Here is a 16,458-nt window from a genome sequence, read left to right as displayed (position 1 = left end):
TTCCTTTCATATTAAATCAACTGATCTGTGGTGGACGCTCGTTCTGATTATCTGACTCCTGAAAATCCGAGTGCTGCCACTGATACAAATACTCAAAATCCTTTTCATCCAGCTCGAAGTCGAAGACATCAAAATTTTCTTCGATCCGGTACATATGTGCCGACTTCGTCAAGGGTACGGTGTCTAGATCCAGACAGAAACGCAACAGGATCTGAGCCATCGTTTTGTCGTACTTCTGAAGCATTTCTCGCACCCGATCCTCTTTTCTCAGAACACTTAAAGGGTTCAGCGGGGAATAAGCCTGAACGACGATCCCCTGCTCCCTGCAGTAGTCTCTCACTTCATCCTGTGTGACCCCGGGGTGAATCAGCAGCTGATTCACCATTGGTTTAACTTCCGCATGGCTGACCAGATTTTCTAAATGGTTGATGGAAAAATTGCTGACACCGATCGCTTTTAGTTTCCCTTCTTTATAAAGTTCTTCCATGGCTTTCCACGTTTCTCGATTATCTTCAGCCCAGTCTTCACCATGTCCTTCGACAACAGGCCAGTGAATCAAGTAGAGATCCAGGTAATCTGTATCCATTTTTTTCAGTGACTCTTCCACTTCTCGTCTCACATTTTCATATCCATGGGCCGCATTTCTTAGTTTACTTGTTAAAAAGAGTTGTTCTCTGGGAAATCCACTTTCTCTGAGTGCCTTCCCTACTAGTTCTTCATTCTGATAGGCGGCCGCATTGTCAATATGACGAAAACCGACTTCTATTGCTTTTAACACCGATTTAACGGCTTCATCTTCATTCGTGTTCTGCCACATGCCAAACCCCAACACCGGCATTTTAAGTCCATTGGCTAAAGTTACATTTTCCATTCCAATTCCCTCCGCTTCCTGAATCCTGACTTGATTTGTGCAAAGTCTATCTATAACTAGTATACTATAGATAAAGATTCTATCCTATTAACACCATTCAAACATCTAATAGAATTTACAGGGAGGAAGAAATATGTCATTAATTGATGAACTGACAAAAAAACTGGAGGCAAAGCAGGATCGGCTTATTGAAGTAAGACGCTATCTTCACGCACATCCCGAACTGTCATTCCAGGAAGAACAGACAGCCGCTTATTTAAAAGATTTTTATAAGAATGTCCCTGTCGACAGCATCGAAACAGATTTCGGTGGGAACCGCGGGGTGGTTGTAAATATTAAAGGCGGAAAGCCCGGTCCACGACTTGCTTTACGTGCCGACTTCGATGCCCTTCCCATTCAGGAAGAAACCAACCTGCCTTTCGCTTCCCAGAACAAAGGTGTCATGCATGCCTGTGGTCACGATGGACACACAGCCTATATGCTTATCCTTGCTGAAACATTAGCCGAAATGAAAGACCAATTGAATGGCTCAGTCAGGATCATCCATCAGCCAGCAGAAGAAATGCCGCCGGGCGGTGCAAAAAGCATGGTCGAAGCTGGTGTTTTGAACGGCGTGGATGCTGTCCTAGGCGTTCACTTGATGTCGGCTATGGAAACCGGAAACGTTTATTACCGGAGCGGACAGACTCAGACCGGGCGTGCAAAATTCACACTGAAAATTCAGGGAAAAGGCGGTCATGGTGCCATCCCACACACCGCTAATGATGCCATCGTTGCCGCCAGTGCCTTCGTGATGAATGTTCAGACGATCGTCAGCCGCCGCGTCGATCCCTTTGATTCTGCCGTGGTCACGATCGGTTCATTCGACGGTAAAGGGCAGTTCAATATCATTAAGGATGCGGTGGAACTCGAAGGGGACGTCCGCACACTTTCAACTGAATCCAGAGCACTTGTCGAAGACGAAGTTAAAAAAATCGCCAAAGGGATCGAGTCTATGTATGGTGTCCAAGCTAAGCTGGATTATGTGAATGACTACCCAGTCCTTGTCAATGACGAAGAAGTCACCTTGAAAGTAAAAGAAGCGATCGAACAGGCAAATATACCTGAAATCAACGCCGTTCTGGAAACAGGACCGATCGCTCCTTCGGAAGACTTTGCCTATTATCTTCAGGAAAAACCCGGAACGTTCATTTATGTCGGTGCCAAGCCTGAAGGTAAGGAAGGCTTTCCGCACCATCATCCTAAATTCGAAATCGATGAACGCAGCCTGCTCATCAGCGCCAAGGCCATGGCCGCAGCCGTCGCTTCCTATCTGGGATGAATCCTTCATAAATCAAAAGCTCTCAAACGTCATGTTTGAGAGCTTTTTTGTAGTCATCAATTTTTAAATGTAGCTACATGACTTGGATCAATCCGCCGTCAGCATCTTTCGGTATTTATTTGATCTATTCGGTAGTTTGCTGGACTTTCATGCATCGAATCTACTGAATAGAGATGAGTTCGACACTTTGAGATAAGTTGATGTCTCCTAATTACCGAAGTATAACTATGTTCGACAGTTAAAAATGATCACGGTGATCCTAACTACCGAACTTAGCTTTATTCGGCAGTTTAAATCAAAACTTTATTTTCTAACTGTCGAATCCACGGCATCTTCGACAGTTAGCCGTCTATCTGATAATGGAACCTACCGAACTTGATGAACTTCGGTAGGTTCCGCCTGCCATCGACTTCCTAAGTGTCGAAGGTGTTCGTTTTGCATCCTTTAATATAGAAGAGAGAAAATAACCGAATAAATTTGCTGCTTCAAAACATATATCTCTACCCTCACTCTTTAAATATCAAACGGTGTATTATACACTATATATTGTTTACAATTAAGTTGCCCATTATATAACAACCAATAAAATACTTCGAAGGAGATTTTGTAAATATGAAAAAAGTTTATATTATACATGAAAACATGGACTGGACAAAACATCTGATCAAACGACTGGAAGAACTCGATGTTCCCTATGAAGACTGGGACTTATCCAAAGGACTTCTTGATATACAAAATATGCCGGAAGACGGTATCTACTATAACCGCATGAGTGCCTCGTCTCACACGAGAGGCAACCGTTATGCTCCCGAACTGACTGACCAGGTTTTATCCTGGCTGGAGCAGAAAGGCGCTCGCGTCATCAATGGAACAGGCGCAGTCGAGCTGGAAGTCAGCAAGCTGAAACAATATCTTGCCCTTGAGAAAGCCGGAATCAGAACGCCCAAAACCATCGGTGCTGTCGGAAAGGAAAACATACTGAAAGCTGCAGAAAAACTGGACGAGTTCCCCTTTATCATCAAACATAACCGCGCCGGTAAAGGACTGGGTGTCCGGCTGACGTCTGCCAGATCGGACCGGATGGCGAAGTGATTTCTGAGGAAAGTAAATTCACGATCATCGACCGACTGCCTGAAGACCAGATCGAACGATACGAAACGTTCCTGAAAAACCAGAACATCGATGTAGCCGCACTGGAATTCATTATTGATGAAAATGGCGATATTTATACGTATGACGTCAATACCAATACGAACTACAATGACGATGCTGAAACAGCAGCCGGCCAGCATGCCATGCTCGAGTTGGCAAAGTATCTGAAAAGAGAACTTAATCGTATTTAAACTCCAGTCGTTGTCCCACAAATAATGTCAGATCATAAAAAGCTGTGTCATTTTGTTGGTTTATACAAATTGACACAGCTTTTTCTATTTTTTCACTAGAATCTTTCTCTCTTTTTCGTGTATGAGTTCTTATGATTCGTTAAAAATTACATAAACTTTTATTATGTTCCCTTTGCATGATAATAGATGAGTCGAAGGGCACTTAAAGCCTATTTGCGTGCCCTTCACGCTACAGACAAAGACACGAAGGGCACATAAAGCCTATTTGTGTGCCCTTCACGCTACAATCGAAGTCACGAAGGGCACTTAAAGCCTATTTGCGTGCCCTTCACGCTACAGACAAAGTCACGAAGGGCACTTAAAGCCTATTTGCGTGCCCTTCACGCTACAATCGAAGTCACGAAGGGCACTTAAAGCCTATTTGCGTGCCCTTCACGCTACAGACAAAGACACGAAGGGCACTTAAAGCCTATTTGTGTGCCCTTCACGCTACAATCGAAGTCACGAAGGGCACTTAAAGCCTATTTGCGTGCCCTTCACGCTACAGACAAAGTCACGAAGGGCACTTAAAACCTATTTGTGTGCCCTTCACGCTACAGACAAAGTCACGAAGGGCACTTAAAGCCTATTTGTGTGCCCTTCACGCTACAGACAAAGTCACGAAGGGCACTTAAAGCCTATTTGCGTGCCCTTCACGCTACAGACAAAGTCACGAAGGGCACATAAAAGCTAAACGTGTGCTTTTTCAAAGCAGAAATAAGGAAAGATACTGGGATTTCGTTCCGGTATCCTCTTTATTAATCAATTATATTCTGTGGTCGTCCTTTCAAATAAGCCAGTGTGTTGTCAAAGGCGATTTCAGCACGCATGACCATAGCTTTATCTGTCAGATAGGCGACATGCGGTGTCAATACGGCGTTTTTAACATTCAGCAGCGGATAATCTTCTGGAAGCGGCGGCTCCATATCGAAGACATCGATACCGGCACCTGCCAGCTTTCCTTCATTCAAAAGATCCGCTAAAGCTGCGTTATCAATGATCGGTCCCCGCGCACAGTTGATGAGTACGGCTGAGTCCTTCATTTTTTCCAGTTTTTCTTTGGACAGGAAGTTTCTTGTTTCCTCATTCATCGGTAAATGGACAGAAACGATGTCACTTTGTGCAAGGACATCTTCTAGCGGCAGATACTCCAGCCCTAAATCTTTCGCTGCCTCTTTTTTCGTGCGGTTGTATCCGATCAGGTTGGCGCCAAAGGCTTTGAACAGTTCAGCTGTCTTCAGTCCGATATTACCCGTCCCAATGATGCCTACAGTCTTGCCATTGATCTCTCTTCCCTGGATCATTCCGGGAAACGATTCTTTTCTAATATCCTTGTCGCCTTGAGAGATGGAACGGTACACGTCCAGCGTCAGACCGATGACCAGCTCAGCCACTGACTGGTCAGAATACCCGGCCGCATTGGCAACTTTAATGCCTTTCTCTTTAGCCGTCTCTCGTGCGACATGATCCACACCAGTAAAAGCAACGTTGATCAGTTTGGTCTCTTTCAGCTTAGCCACGACTTCTTTCGGATACGGATTGTTGGCGATCATCACCACAACGGCATCCTGACTGCGTTTCAAAAGTTCATCAGGATCCGTTGTTTTCTCTTCATAGTAAATAAAGTCGTGACCTGCATTTTTAATGGGTCGAGCCAATTTATCGATCATATCTTTTGGTACTCTCAATGGTTCCAGTAAAGCGACTTTCATGCTCTTCTTCCTTTCGTATCGATTCTTTATCTATAAAAAGTGTATCGTTTAAAGCATTTCTTCGGCCAGAAGTTTATACGCATTCAGACGCTGTTCCTGTGAATGAGCGATACTGCAGATCATCGCTTCCTGAAAGCCGTATCTTTCCTGATCCTGATACAGTTTTTCAGCGACTTCTTTGGCCGTCCCCACTAGATGGATCTCGCGGTTCGTCTGAATCGTTTCCTTTTCGTCCTCCGTCAGTGGGTAGTCACGTGCTTCTTCAGGTGTCATCAACGGCGACATGCGGCCCTGTCCAAGACGGATCCGGGCAATGTCCTGCGGTTTGGCCTGAAATTCGGCTTCTTCTGTCGTTTCAGCTACGGTCACCAGATACGCAACACTGATTTCCGGCTTTTCCATGAATTCGGACGGCACGAACCGTTGTCTGTATAAGTCAAAAATTTCTTTTCGCATCGCACCAAGCATGAAGAACTGGGCAAAGGAATAGCCAAGCCCCTTCTGTCCTGCCTGAATCGCGCTGTTGCCGCTTGAACCCAAGAGCCAGGCTTCGGGTAAGGTCACATTTTGAGGTGAAGCAGGCGTCTTTTTGTATAACGTTTCTTTAGGGATCTCATCTTTGATCAAGTCTAGGGCCACATCCAGCTTCTCATATAAACGGTCAAAATCCGGATCATTTCCCTGAGCCAGTGCATAGATCGCATTCTGGTCACCGCCGGGAGCCCGCCCGACCCCATAATCGATCCGTCCGGGCGCCAGAGCACTCAATGTTTTGAAAACTTCAGCCATTTTCAAAGGTGAATAATGCATCATCATGGTTCCACCCGTACCTAAGCGGATGTGATCTGTTTTAGCTGCCAGATACGCCACTACGACTTCAGGAGCCGCACTGGCAAAGCTGGAACTCCCATGATGCTCAGCTATCCACATACGGTAATACCCCAACTCTTCTGTGAGCTGAGCAAGTTCCACCGCTTTTTCCAGCGCACCTTGAGCTGTATTACCGCTCGTTATCGGTGCCTGATCCAGTACACTTAATCTCATGTCTATCGTCTTCCTTTCCATCTTCATTATCCCTACTATATCATTTTAAGGAGCAGGTATCCTACTGATTCAATTATTCCTTCATCTGTTTGAGGAAATGGGTATTCTGTCTTGAAGATCGAATATCCGTTTCATCTGCTGAAACCCCTTGACATGTTGAGTCGTCCCTAATTAAATCAGTTCTTACTACTCGTTACGTTCCATGGATGAGCCGATGCTAAATTGGAGTAGTAAGGCAATCTCAAACTTTTCTTTTCGATCAGTCGATCCTAAAAAGCTAAGGTAGCGCCTGCCCACGTGCCTTTTATTTTTGAGCATTCCTTTGAAGGGCGTTTTAGCTGCCCCAAAAACAGCCTCCCTCCAGAGGTCACTATTCCCTACTTTTAAGGCAAACTGATTCCCCTTTGTTTTCTGACCAGTCACTATACCTGCCATACAGGACCGGCTCATACTGAATTTTGACTCAGCGGTCATTATGCATATGTCTACTACACACTCTTCATTTTATAGTCAGCCAGTAGTCTCTACATACTCCAAAAATATGGATAAGAGATAACTGCTCTGGATAAATGAAAAAAGTCTCCGTCACAGGAGACTTTTCCTTACTGATCTTCCACTTCAAAAGACGCTTTATGCTTCCTGAAAAATTCATAATAGTCCCTCACGTGCTCCAGCTCCGTCCACTTTCTGACAGATACAGGTTCCGAGTCCAGGTCGTAGACTTTAGCTTCTTCCAGAGAAAGCAGAAAAGGCGAATGGGTTGATATGATAAACTGACAGCCGAAAAATCGGGCAGAATCTTCAATGAACTGTTTCAGTTCCAGCTGTTTGTCCGGGGACAGGCTGTTCTCGGGCTCATCCAGGAGATACAGGCCATTCTCGTCCATCTTTTCGATAAAATAGCGGAAGGCACTTTCCCCATTGGACTGTTCACGCACGTTACTCATTAGATGTTCTCTGACATATCTGGACTGGGTTTTCCGGCGGGCTTCGGTCATCTTTTTCAACTCGTCATAATCATCCAGAGACTTCAACTGGAATGTCGCAAACTTTGCTTCAAGGTACTCATCAAACATCTCTTCTCTTTTCTCGTCGATCCCCTCGTTGACTGAACGCAGCGTGAGGATATAATCAAACACATCGTCACTGGTAATGATCCGTTTTTTTGAGGGTTCATTAAAGGTGTGTTCAACGGAACAGAAGTCCAGATAGGCCGGAAAGAAACTGGATTTATTATAGCGTGCATCACGGCAAGCTCCGATTTTCTCAGCGATAATATTCAATACGGTTGTTTTTCCCGAGCCATTTCCTCCATACAAGATCGTAACGGGTGCCAGATCTAGTCGACTCAGATCTTTTTTTGATAGGACCTGAAAAGGATAATATGTATTATATACTTTCCGTTTGATGCCCATAAAAAAATCAAACTCTGTTTCTTGATCAGGAAAACTTATAGATTTTAAGTACATGATCAGCTTCCTTTCTTGCCCTTCTATTAAATTATAATGGACTATCTTTCATTTTTCCAGTCAATTACGCCAACGCCACGTAAGCGTATACACATTTACTTCACATCCTATTCTAATGTTGTCATACCAAGCAAAACAAGCATTGGATGCGCTAACAAAGCGTATAAAAACCTGCAATAATTTTTTAAATAAAAATATAATTTGTTATATCTTATTCTAGCTTAATGTAGTATACTGTAAAAAATCACACAATCTGTTTATCAATTAAACGGATAAAAATTGGAGGAGATACAATGGAAAAACGAAAGAAATTTACAGTTGGTTTAGTTCCAAAGTTACTCATCGCTATTGGTCTGGGGGTCCTGGTGGGGCAGTTGACCTTTATACCTGATTTCATTCTTCAGATCCCCGTTACATTTTCAGCCTTATTCAGTCGTTTATTAGCCTTTATTATTCCTTTAATGATCGTCGGCTTTGTTGTCAAGGGTATTTCTGATCTGACAGATGGTGCCGGAAAATTACTCGGCCTTAATGCTCTAATGGCTTATTCAAATACACTGATCGGTGGGTTCATTGCGTATCTGTTAGCTTCCAATCTATTCCCGCTCTTCATCGATGCCTCTGTAAGGGAAACGGTGCAGACGGAAGGAACAGCCCTAGAACCGCTATTCGACCTTCCGCTTGAACCACTGTTCAGCGTTACTTCTGCCATCGTCTTTGCCTTCCTGTTCGGGGTCTTTATCTCCTGGCTGCGTAAAGAGAAAAAAGGCGAAGTCATGTATAACTTCTTCTCTGAATTTGGTGCCATAATCACTCAAATTTTGTCAGCTATTATTATTCCAGGTTTACCCTTCTACATTTTCGGTAACTTCTTAAACTTAAGCTACAGCGGTTCTGTCTTCTCTCTGCTATCCGTTTTCTGGAGAGTCTTCATCGTCGTTATCGGCCTTCAGCTCCTGCTTGTCACATTGCTGTTCATTTTCGCAGGTCTGTATACTGGCAAGAACCCGATCACTTTACTCAGAAATCAGATCCCTGGTTACTTTACAGCTTTGGGCACACAGTCTTCTGCCGCTACTATCCCTGTCAATATGGAATGTGCGCGCAAGAACGGTGTGTCTAAGGAAATCAGAGAATTTGTTATTCCATTGAGTGCAACGATCCATCTTATGGGAAGTGTCGTAACGATCACATCTTGTGTGACAGCCGTCCTCCTGATGTTCGACATGACACACAGTTTCGGTATGATGGCTGCCTTTATTGCTACATTAGGTGTGGCCTTAGTTGCAGCACCGGGCGCACCAGGTGGAGCCGTCATGAGTGCTTTACCCTTTGTTTACATGGTCGGCATTGACCCCACCGGTTCATTAGGTAACCTGCTTATTTCTCTTTATATCACACAGGACAGCTTCGGTACTGCCGCCAATGTTTCCGGCGACAATGCCATTGCACTTGTGATCGACAAAATTTACGGAAAATATATCCTGAAAGAAGCCGTTGAATCAGAGGGTGAAGTCGTCCCCCCTATCAACAACTGATCTAATAATTGCTTAAGCAAGAAGGAATGAGGCTGGGATAAATCCCAGCCTTTTTCTTTTTAAAACGATTATAGAAAGAAATGCATTCTGCCGATCGATGACCTCATACAACAACCACTTACTGAGAAGTCACAGCATAAACTGGTCACTAAACGTCTATTCACACCACTTCTACGGACCGCGGGGTTGCTTTTTTCGCACAGCGCATTTATCAAAAAATTCCGGAAACGCCAAAGGAGCTGAGACTTTATGTCCCAGCTCCTTTTTCTTATGTTCAAACTCTATTCCGTTACGTTCTCACTCATTTTTTCAAGCAGTCGTTTTGCGGCATATTGCCCGGACCGAACAGCACCTTCCATGAAGAGAGGGAAATCAAAGGCCAGTTCCGTGCTGGCAAACACCATATTTCGATGGGGTTCCCTTAACGTCTTATTCGCATCCGGAATGCCATGATGATGGATGATCGCCCCATATCCGCCACCGTAATAAGGAGAATGCTGCCACTCACTGATTTCATAATCTTTGTAGTGCTCTGCATCTTCTCCTAATACTTCTATCAGTCGCTCTCTGGCATAAAATTCTTTCACCTCGATCGGCACATCGGCAAGCTCCTTCGCTTTGTCGCCACCAATAAACAGAGTCAGTCGATTTTCTCCACTCTCTTTTGAAGAATCCATCAAGTTGACACCTTCATGGGCACTATAAATAACACCGTAGATACTCTTTTTCTTATCTTTGATGTCTCTCTCTCGCCAGAAAGGTGTGTCATAGACAAACGTCATCTTAATTACAGCACCGTCAGTATAACTTTCCAGATAAGGCCTATAATGATCGGCAATGGTGGTATTGAATGTGATCCTTGACGCTGCTGTAGGCGGCACCGCCATAATAATGGCTTTTGCATGATATTTTGCTTTGTTTTTGGTTTTCAGGGTGTAGCCTGATTTAGTTTCCTTAACTTTCGCTACAGGTTCAAGGTAGTGAATGGCATCTTTATTGAGTGTCTCCAAATATTTGATGACATTTGAAAGCGGATCTGAGGCTTGATATTCCAAACCGCTGGTCGTGGTGGTGACCCGACTGACCAGATTTTTCATAGCCTCTGCATTGATATATCTGCTGTTCACAGTCGTTTCTGCAGCTATAAAACTTTTCAGGATCTGACGCTTTCTTTTCTGGCTGATATGCTTTTCAAGTACCTGGTCAAGCGGTTTTGAGTCAAAGTGTTCACCTGAAATGGCTCCCAGGGTATCTGTGATGTCACTAAAATCCAGATTAATGAGTTCTTTGCTCTTGTCACTGATAACTATACTGCTTTGTGTTCCCTCATTCCTGGTAAGTGTCATTCCCGTTTCTTCTATGAGTTTAACTATTTCGGTCATCTTTTTATTGATGAACTGGGCACCCAGCTCAAAGTAACGGGACGTATCTTCTGAAGTTTTGGAATAGACCTTTCCACCTGGACGTTCCGTTGCTTCAAGGATCATATAGCTTTTACCTTCTTCATGCAGGACTTTCGCTGCAGATAACCCTGCCAACCCCGCACCAACAATTATCACATCATATTCGGACACCTGATTTTCCATCATGTCACTGTTCCCCACTTTCTGATATATCGTTCCCTAACCTTTATTTCTTTTTAAAATGTTGTGTGTAATGAATTTTTCGATTTCAACGACGACAAATACGCTGAAACCGACCAATACGGGATATACCCAGTCATACAGGTCGATTGGATACAGTCCAAGCGCATTAGACAGAAACGGCACATAAGTCACCAGCAACTGGAAGACGATCAGTAAACCAGATACTAAAAAGGCAGCCGCGTTGTTGAAAAACTGATCATTCAGACTGAAGTGTCGCTCGTTTCTGACATTGAATAAATGAAACAGCTGAGCAAACACCAGCGAATGAAGCGTGATGGTATTCAAGTGTTCACGGTCATACCCTGCCAGCAGTCCCTGATTGATCCACATAATGGTTCCACCTATAAGCACCGAGACAAAAATGATTCGAAACACATAATAAGGACTCAACAGCCGCTCATTCGGATTTCTTGGCGGCTTGGACATCGTTCCTTTTTCAAGAGGCTCAAAAGCCAGTGCCAGCGCGATCGTTACGGCTGTGATCATATTGACATAGAGGATCTGAACCGGAGTCAGCGGCATTTCTATACCTATCAGCAGAGCAGCCATTACAAGAAGCGCTTCAGCCCCATTAGTCGGCAAGATGAAAAGGATGGTTTTCTTCAGGTTATCGTACACCCGACGGCCTTCTCTTACAGCGTTGACAATGGTGGAGAAGTCATCGTCTGCCAAGACCATTTCAGACGCTTCCTTGGCTACTTCCGTTCCCTTTATCCCCATAGCGACACCGATATCTGCACGTTTCAGTGCCGGCGCATCGTTTACACCGTCACCAGTCATCGCACTTACATGGCCATTACTCTGGAGAGCTTCAACTAACTGAAGTTTGTTCTGCGGACTCGTCCTGGCAAAAACATCCACTTCTTCTACCAGTGACTGGATCTCCTCTTCCGACATGTCCTCCAGTTCACGACCTTCTGTTACTTTATCCTGATCTGTAATACCTAATTCCTTTGCGATCGCCAGCGCCGTTTCTTTGTGATCGCCTGTTATCATTTTAACCTGAATACCAGCTTCTTTACAGACTTTTATTGCTTCGATCACTTCTTCCCGCGGCGGATCGATGATTCCTGTCAGACCCAGCAGCGTGATGCCGGACTGGACATCATCATGATCGATACGATCAGTTGATTTTGAAACTTCTTTCACTCCTACAGCCAGGACACGCTCGCCTTTTTTCGAACGCTCGCTCACCCGCTCTTCCCAGTATTCACGTTCTTCTGAATCGATGTCTGCCATATCAAACAACCGGTCAGGTGCCCCTTTGATATAGATTTTTTTCAAATTGCTCTCTTCCACTAACCCTGCCATATATTTATATTCTGAATCAAAAGGTATTTTTGACTGGATATCAAGAGCCTCAATGTCTACGTTTGATTTTTCAGCCAGTGTGATCAGGCAGCCTTCTGTCGGATCGCCTCTTACTTCCCACTGGTCGTCTTTCTGATATATATCTGCTTCATTGATTGTTTTTGCCGCTGTCAGAAGTTCTTTCAAATCATTTTCTTCTGCCACATCGACGGCTTCTTCCTTTTCATTTAATATCTCGCCTTCAGGTTCATAACCCAGACCAGTCACGGAGTAAGCTTTGTCTCTCGTCACAACTGACTGGACAGTCATTTCATTTTTCGTCAGGGTCCCTGTCTTATCTGAACAGATGACTGTCACGGCGCCTAAGGTTTCGACCGACGGCAGCGTGCGCATGATCGCATTCTTGTCTGCCATCGACTGCACCCCAAGCGCCAGAATGATCGTCAGGATGGCCGGCAGACCTTCCGGGATGGACGCGACAGTCAGACTGATGACCGAAAGTAAAAGCTCTCCCCATTCATAATCATGGATCAGCATGCCGGCGATAAATAAAAGGACAGCCAGCACAAGGATGACGACTGAAATCGTCTTGCCGAATTTATCTGTCTGCCTGAGCAGCGGTGTCTTGATTTCTTCTACTTCATTCATGGAGCGGTTGATCTGCCCTATTTCAGTGGATTCCCCTGTTTCAACGACAATGCCTCTTGCTGTTCCAGAAGATACCGTTGTTCCAGAGAAAACCATGTTTGACCGGTCCCCCAGCGGGGTATCTTCGTCCAGTTTCTCCGTCTGTTTCTCAACAGATGTCGATTCCCCTGTCAGTGGTGATTCTTCCACTTTCAGCTTATCCTCTTCAAACAGCCTTATATCAGCTGGGACTTTGTCACCGGATTTCAAAAGGACGATATCTCCGGGAACGATTTCTGTGGAATCCACTTCTGCTTTCTGTTTGTCCCTCAGAACCATCGCTTCCAGAGACAGCATGTTTTTGATTCCTTCCAGCGCTTTTTCGGCCTTGCTTTCCTGAACATAACCAATGACGCCATTCACGATAGCGACTAAAAGGATGACAGAGGTATCGATATACTGTTCCAATATAAAGGTAACGACAGCGGCGGCCAGTAGAATATATATCAGGATGTCATTGAACTGCCTCAGAAACTTGACCCATTCCGGTGTCTGTTCACCCTCAGGCAGTTTATTCAAGCCGTACTTATCTTTTCGTTCTTCACTTTCATTTTCGCTTAGCCCGGTTTCTTTATCCGTCTCAAGTTCCTGCTCGACTTCTTCTTCGCTTAATGTAAACCATTTTATGTCAGCCATAAGGTCCCCTTCTTTATGAGATTATAGAATTTCTTGAGTCATTCATACTGTTTCTTACTTTGCCTGTATCCCAGCTGATTCTGCCATTCAGTCACATCATGATTATTGCATACACACGAGTTACTGACTAGTTCGTCCAGAATCCTCTTACATATAGAATAACATACTGAAAACTCTGATATCTTGTCTGGACGCTTGTAAAAGTATCTGCTCTTTGTTCTTGGATTCCTTTTGTTAGACACAAAAAGAGCGCAGATAATAAAGTGTATCTGCACTCAAGTTATATAAGTTATAGTTATTTGCTGCGACTTATATCACATCGAATAACTATCTATTCTCACTCATCTGTGTTAAATTTGTAACAAATCTAAAACCACTTCCGGTTCAAAATCATACAGTACCTTCTCTTTCTCACTCGTCATCTCCACTAATCGAACGCTTTCGATTCCCCACTGATTCATAGTCTCGGCAGTAATTTTATTCTTTCTTAACGTTGTCTCCATCGGACAGTCTATCTCACCATCCGCATTCATCACTAAATCATTCTCATCCACAGTTAAAGTGATCACTTTCTCCGTCCCGATCAACACGATCATCAGAGATTTTAACGGATGCAGCGTTATTTTCGATTCTTCTTTCATTCATGTCACCCCATCAGAATAGTAAAAAAAAACAACAACTCAACTTATTTGTATATCCCATTGTTAAATTAGTAACATGATACCACGATTTTGTAACTATTTTAATATATGTTCAAATATTACCCAAATGTTAGTAAAGCATCTCCTTACTGTATAATTTACAGTAGCGATAATTTTAAGAGCCCTATAAATCAACTATTCCGCATATTAAATTATTCATTTCTGATTTAATATTCACTCATGCTCTATTAAGGAGAATACAAATGGATAATATATACTATCATTTTGGTCAGACGCTGAAAACGATCCGTATGAACAAAGGCTATACCCAGGAAGACATCGCGGACGGTAAAATGTCGGGATCCAACTATACTAAGGTAGAGAATGATGAAATCAATCCGAATATCGTCAAGTTTTTTGCGATCCTCGACCATATGGATATGTCAGTGGATGAGTTCTCCTTTATTTTGAATGGTTATAATTTAAACGAAAAAGAGCATATTCTATATTTATTCAAAAATATGACCCAGTCCCCTTCAACCCCTTATATTCAGAATTTGATAAAAGCTTCCAACGACTTACTCCAAAAACGTCCAGATCACATGGTTCAGGATATCCTCAATGTATCCTTAGGTTACTGGGCACTTCTGAACGATCACGATCTGAAGAAAGCACAGATGTACGCTGGTAAAGTTTGGGACCGCTTGAAAACACTCGATAAGATGTACCTTGCTGAATATCATCTTTTAAATAGAGTGCTCTATTTCTTTGAAATCTAAACAGCTATTTCACTAACGAACAAAGCACTGGCAGACCTTCAGGAATATAAGTCATTTCAGGAAGCAGATGATCTCAGACTTTCTATTTTATCCAATATCGCCTGTATACTGATCGATAATGGTCAATACAAGCGGGCCATGGTCTATGTTGACCACTTGATCACTGAAAGCAAAAAAGAATACCAGATCATTGTTTTAGGTGCTGCTCTAGTACGAAAAGGGATGTGCCTGAAAGGTGACGGGTTTTCAGAAGACAGTGAGAATGCATTCAACTCGGCTATAGAAATGTTTGAAATCATGGACCGGGAGGATTATGTGGAAGGCACGCGTAAAAATCCCAAGGCTGTCTATAATCCATATGGATATGTAGACTTGAAAAGTAATTAACGGATCGACAACTATAACGTTATTTATTGCAGGATCAGACCTAATCGTCTGGTCTTTTTTTCATCCCGAAACGGGTTCGATTATTTAGAACCGTGTGATCTTGCCTACCCTGAAACAGCTTTACAATAGCTATTAATTGAAGTTTTTCAGTATGAATAGTACTCTTTAAAGTAACAAGGATCGAATAGATTTCGAAATATTTAAGCAATCCATGAAAGGAGAGGCGCTATGGAATTAGGTTTAAAAGACAAAGTCGCATTAGTCACAGGAGCTGCTTCAGGGATCGGTAAAGAGACGACCCGGGTCCTTTTAGAAGAAGGCGCAACGGTCGTGATGACTGATCTAGATGAGGAAGACTTGAAACAAGCTGCCATGGAACTGACCGAAAATGACAGACTGCTGTATTTCCCATCAGACATCAGAAGTCTCGAATCTCTTAAGCAGTTACATGAATACATCAAAAAGAGTCTGGGCAGTATCGATATTTTAGTTCAGAATGCAGGTGTCACGGGGGCTCAGGGACTGTTCCATACGCTCTCGGATGACGACTGGGTCTATACCATCGAGCAGAACCTGCACGGCCCTGTACGTATCGCCAGAGAATTCCTTCCCGATTTGAGAGAAGGTGGCTGGGGACGGCTTATCTTTATTTCTTCAGAGAATGCAGTTCAGCCTTATGACAACGAACTGCCTTACGACAGTGCCAAAGCGGCGGTCTTATCCTTTGCCAAAGGGCTGTCCCGTTCGTATGCCAAGGAAGGACTGCTCGTCAATACGGTCTCACCGGCATTTATCGAAACGCCTATGACAGACAGAATGATGCAGAAGCGGTCGGAAGAGAAAAAGGTTTCTTTTGACGAAGCTGTCGATTCTTTCTTAGACGAAGAACGCCCCCATATTGAATTGAAGCGCCGCGGTCAGACCGAAGAAGTGGCTGCCGTCATCACCTTTTTATGTTCAGAAAAAGCCTCATTCGTCAATGGAGCCAATTACCGCGTAGACGGCGGATCCGTTGCGACGATATAATACTTCAT

At 43.7% G+C, this 16,458-nt stretch carries 12 protein-coding genes and 1 pseudogene; 6 read left to right on the top strand and 7 right to left on the bottom strand.

What is annotated here, in order from left to right; genetic code table 11:
• Nucleotides 1-16 precede the first annotated feature (16 nt).
• Entirely contained in the window at nt 17-871 is an 855-nt protein-coding gene (locus AB4027_RS02045; protein WP_368645770.1) for an aldo/keto reductase, read from the bottom strand.
• Nucleotides 872-1,004: 133 nt separating this feature from the next.
• Between AB4027_RS02045 and AB4027_RS02040 the strand changes: the two genes are divergently transcribed.
• Both AB4027_RS02040 and AB4027_RS02035 read left to right on the top strand, forming a co-directional pair.
• Nucleotides 1,005-2,192, top strand: coding sequence for a M20 family metallopeptidase (locus AB4027_RS02040; protein ID WP_368645769.1), 1,188 nt, complete (start codon nt 1,005-1,007; stop codon nt 2,190-2,192).
• A gap of 612 nt (nt 2,193-2,804) precedes the next feature.
• Nucleotides 2,805-3,535, top strand: a pseudogene (locus tag AB4027_RS02035) (RimK family alpha-L-glutamate ligase).
• A 797-nt stretch (nt 3,536-4,332) separates the two neighbouring features.
• Here AB4027_RS02035 and AB4027_RS02030 read toward each other — a convergent pair.
• The 3 genes from AB4027_RS02030 to AB4027_RS02020 all read right to left on the bottom strand — a co-directional run bounded on the left by AB4027_RS02030 (nt 4,333) and on the right by AB4027_RS02020 (nt 7,799).
• Complete coding sequence (locus AB4027_RS02030; RefSeq protein WP_368645768.1) at nt 4,333-5,286, bottom strand: 2-hydroxyacid dehydrogenase; 954 nt, start codon at nt 5,284-5,286, stop codon at nt 4,333-4,335.
• A gap of 48 nt (nt 5,287-5,334) precedes the next feature.
• Complete coding sequence (locus AB4027_RS02025; RefSeq protein WP_368645767.1) at nt 5,335-6,330, bottom strand: LLM class flavin-dependent oxidoreductase; 996 nt, start codon at nt 6,328-6,330, stop codon at nt 5,335-5,337.
• A 602-nt stretch (nt 6,331-6,932) separates the two neighbouring features.
• Nucleotides 6,933-7,799, bottom strand: coding sequence for an AAA family ATPase (locus AB4027_RS02020; RefSeq protein WP_368645766.1), 867 nt, complete (start codon nt 7,797-7,799; stop codon nt 6,933-6,935).
• 293 nt (nt 7,800-8,092) lie between these two features.
• Between AB4027_RS02020 and AB4027_RS02015 the strand changes: the two genes are divergently transcribed.
• Complete coding sequence (locus tag AB4027_RS02015) at nt 8,093-9,337, top strand: dicarboxylate/amino acid:cation symporter (protein WP_368645765.1); 1,245 nt, start codon at nt 8,093-8,095, stop codon at nt 9,335-9,337.
• 281 nt (nt 9,338-9,618) lie between these two features.
• On the opposite strand, the gene AB4027_RS02010 is transcribed toward AB4027_RS02015, so the two are convergent.
• The 3 genes from AB4027_RS02010 to AB4027_RS02000 all read right to left on the bottom strand — a co-directional run bounded on the left by AB4027_RS02010 (nt 9,619) and on the right by AB4027_RS02000 (nt 14,258).
• A complete protein-coding gene (locus AB4027_RS02010; protein ID WP_368645764.1) occupies nt 9,619-10,926 on the bottom strand; it encodes a flavin monoamine oxidase family protein in 1,308 nt (435 codons plus the stop codon).
• 33 nt (nt 10,927-10,959) lie between these two features.
• Nucleotides 10,960-13,617 carry a cation-transporting P-type ATPase gene (locus AB4027_RS02005; protein WP_368645763.1) on the bottom strand — a complete coding sequence of 886 codons (2,658 nt, stop codon included), beginning with the start codon at nt 13,615-13,617 and terminating at the stop codon, nt 10,960-10,962.
• 350 nt (nt 13,618-13,967) lie between these two features.
• On the bottom strand, nt 13,968-14,258 hold the full coding sequence (locus tag AB4027_RS02000; RefSeq protein WP_368645762.1) for a hypothetical protein: 291 nt from the start codon (nt 14,256-14,258) through the stop codon (nt 13,968-13,970).
• A gap of 263 nt (nt 14,259-14,521) precedes the next feature.
• Here AB4027_RS02000 and AB4027_RS01995 point away from each other — a divergent pair, with 263 nt between their 5' ends.
• The 3 genes from AB4027_RS01995 (at nt 14,522) to AB4027_RS01985 (ending at nt 16,450) form a co-directional block, all read left to right on the top strand.
• A complete protein-coding gene (locus AB4027_RS01995; protein WP_368645761.1) occupies nt 14,522-15,037 on the top strand; it encodes a helix-turn-helix domain-containing protein in 516 nt (171 codons plus the stop codon).
• A gap of 6 nt (nt 15,038-15,043) precedes the next feature.
• Nucleotides 15,044-15,424 carry a hypothetical protein gene (locus AB4027_RS01990; RefSeq protein WP_368646393.1) on the top strand — a complete coding sequence of 127 codons (381 nt, stop codon included), beginning with the start codon at nt 15,044-15,046 and terminating at the stop codon, nt 15,422-15,424.
• A gap of 228 nt (nt 15,425-15,652) precedes the next feature.
• Nucleotides 15,653-16,450 (top strand): SDR family NAD(P)-dependent oxidoreductase, encoded by a 798-nt coding sequence (locus tag AB4027_RS01985; RefSeq protein WP_368645760.1) that lies wholly within the window; start codon nt 15,653-15,655, stop codon nt 16,448-16,450.
• The last annotated feature ends 8 nt before the right edge of the window (nt 16,451-16,458 follow it).

Source organism: Alkalibacterium putridalgicola (assembly GCF_040959045.1).
In the GTDB taxonomy this organism is placed as follows: Bacteria; Bacillota; Bacilli; order Lactobacillales; family Carnobacteriaceae_A; genus Alkalibacterium; species Alkalibacterium putridalgicola.
The sequence above is the reverse complement of the archived record's forward strand: the minus strand, read 5'-3'. Positions and strand labels throughout refer to the sequence as shown.

Excerpts from the sequence above, each read along its gene's own strand:
- AB4027_RS02040 (WP_368645769.1), top strand. The coding sequence starts at position 1,005 with ATGTCATTAATTGATGAACTGACAAAAAAACTGGAGGCAAAGCAGGAT.
- AB4027_RS02045 (WP_368645770.1), bottom strand. The coding sequence starts at position 871 with ATGGAAAATGTAACTTTAGCCAATGGACTTAAAATGCCGGTGTTGGGG.
- AB4027_RS02020 (WP_368645766.1), bottom strand. The coding sequence starts at position 7,799 with ATGTACTTAAAATCTATAAGTTTTCCTGATCAAGAAACAGAGTTTGAT.
- AB4027_RS01995 (WP_368645761.1), top strand. The coding sequence starts at position 14,522 with ATGGATAATATATACTATCATTTTGGTCAGACGCTGAAAACGATCCGT.
- AB4027_RS02015 (WP_368645765.1), top strand. The coding sequence starts at position 8,093 with ATGGAAAAACGAAAGAAATTTACAGTTGGTTTAGTTCCAAAGTTACTC.
- AB4027_RS02030 (WP_368645768.1), bottom strand. The coding sequence starts at position 5,286 with ATGAAAGTCGCTTTACTGGAACCATTGAGAGTACCAAAAGATATGATC.
- AB4027_RS02025 (WP_368645767.1), bottom strand. The coding sequence starts at position 6,330 with ATGAGATTAAGTGTACTGGATCAGGCACCGATAACGAGCGGTAATACA.
- AB4027_RS02005 (WP_368645763.1), bottom strand. The coding sequence starts at position 13,617 with ATGGCTGACATAAAATGGTTTACATTAAGCGAAGAAGAAGTCGAGCAG.
- AB4027_RS01985 (WP_368645760.1), top strand. The coding sequence starts at position 15,653 with ATGGAATTAGGTTTAAAAGACAAAGTCGCATTAGTCACAGGAGCTGCT.
- AB4027_RS02010 (WP_368645764.1), bottom strand. The coding sequence starts at position 10,926 with ATGATGGAAAATCAGGTGTCCGAATATGATGTGATAATTGTTGGTGCG.
- AB4027_RS02000 (WP_368645762.1), bottom strand. The coding sequence starts at position 14,258 with ATGAAAGAAGAATCGAAAATAACGCTGCATCCGTTAAAATCTCTGATG.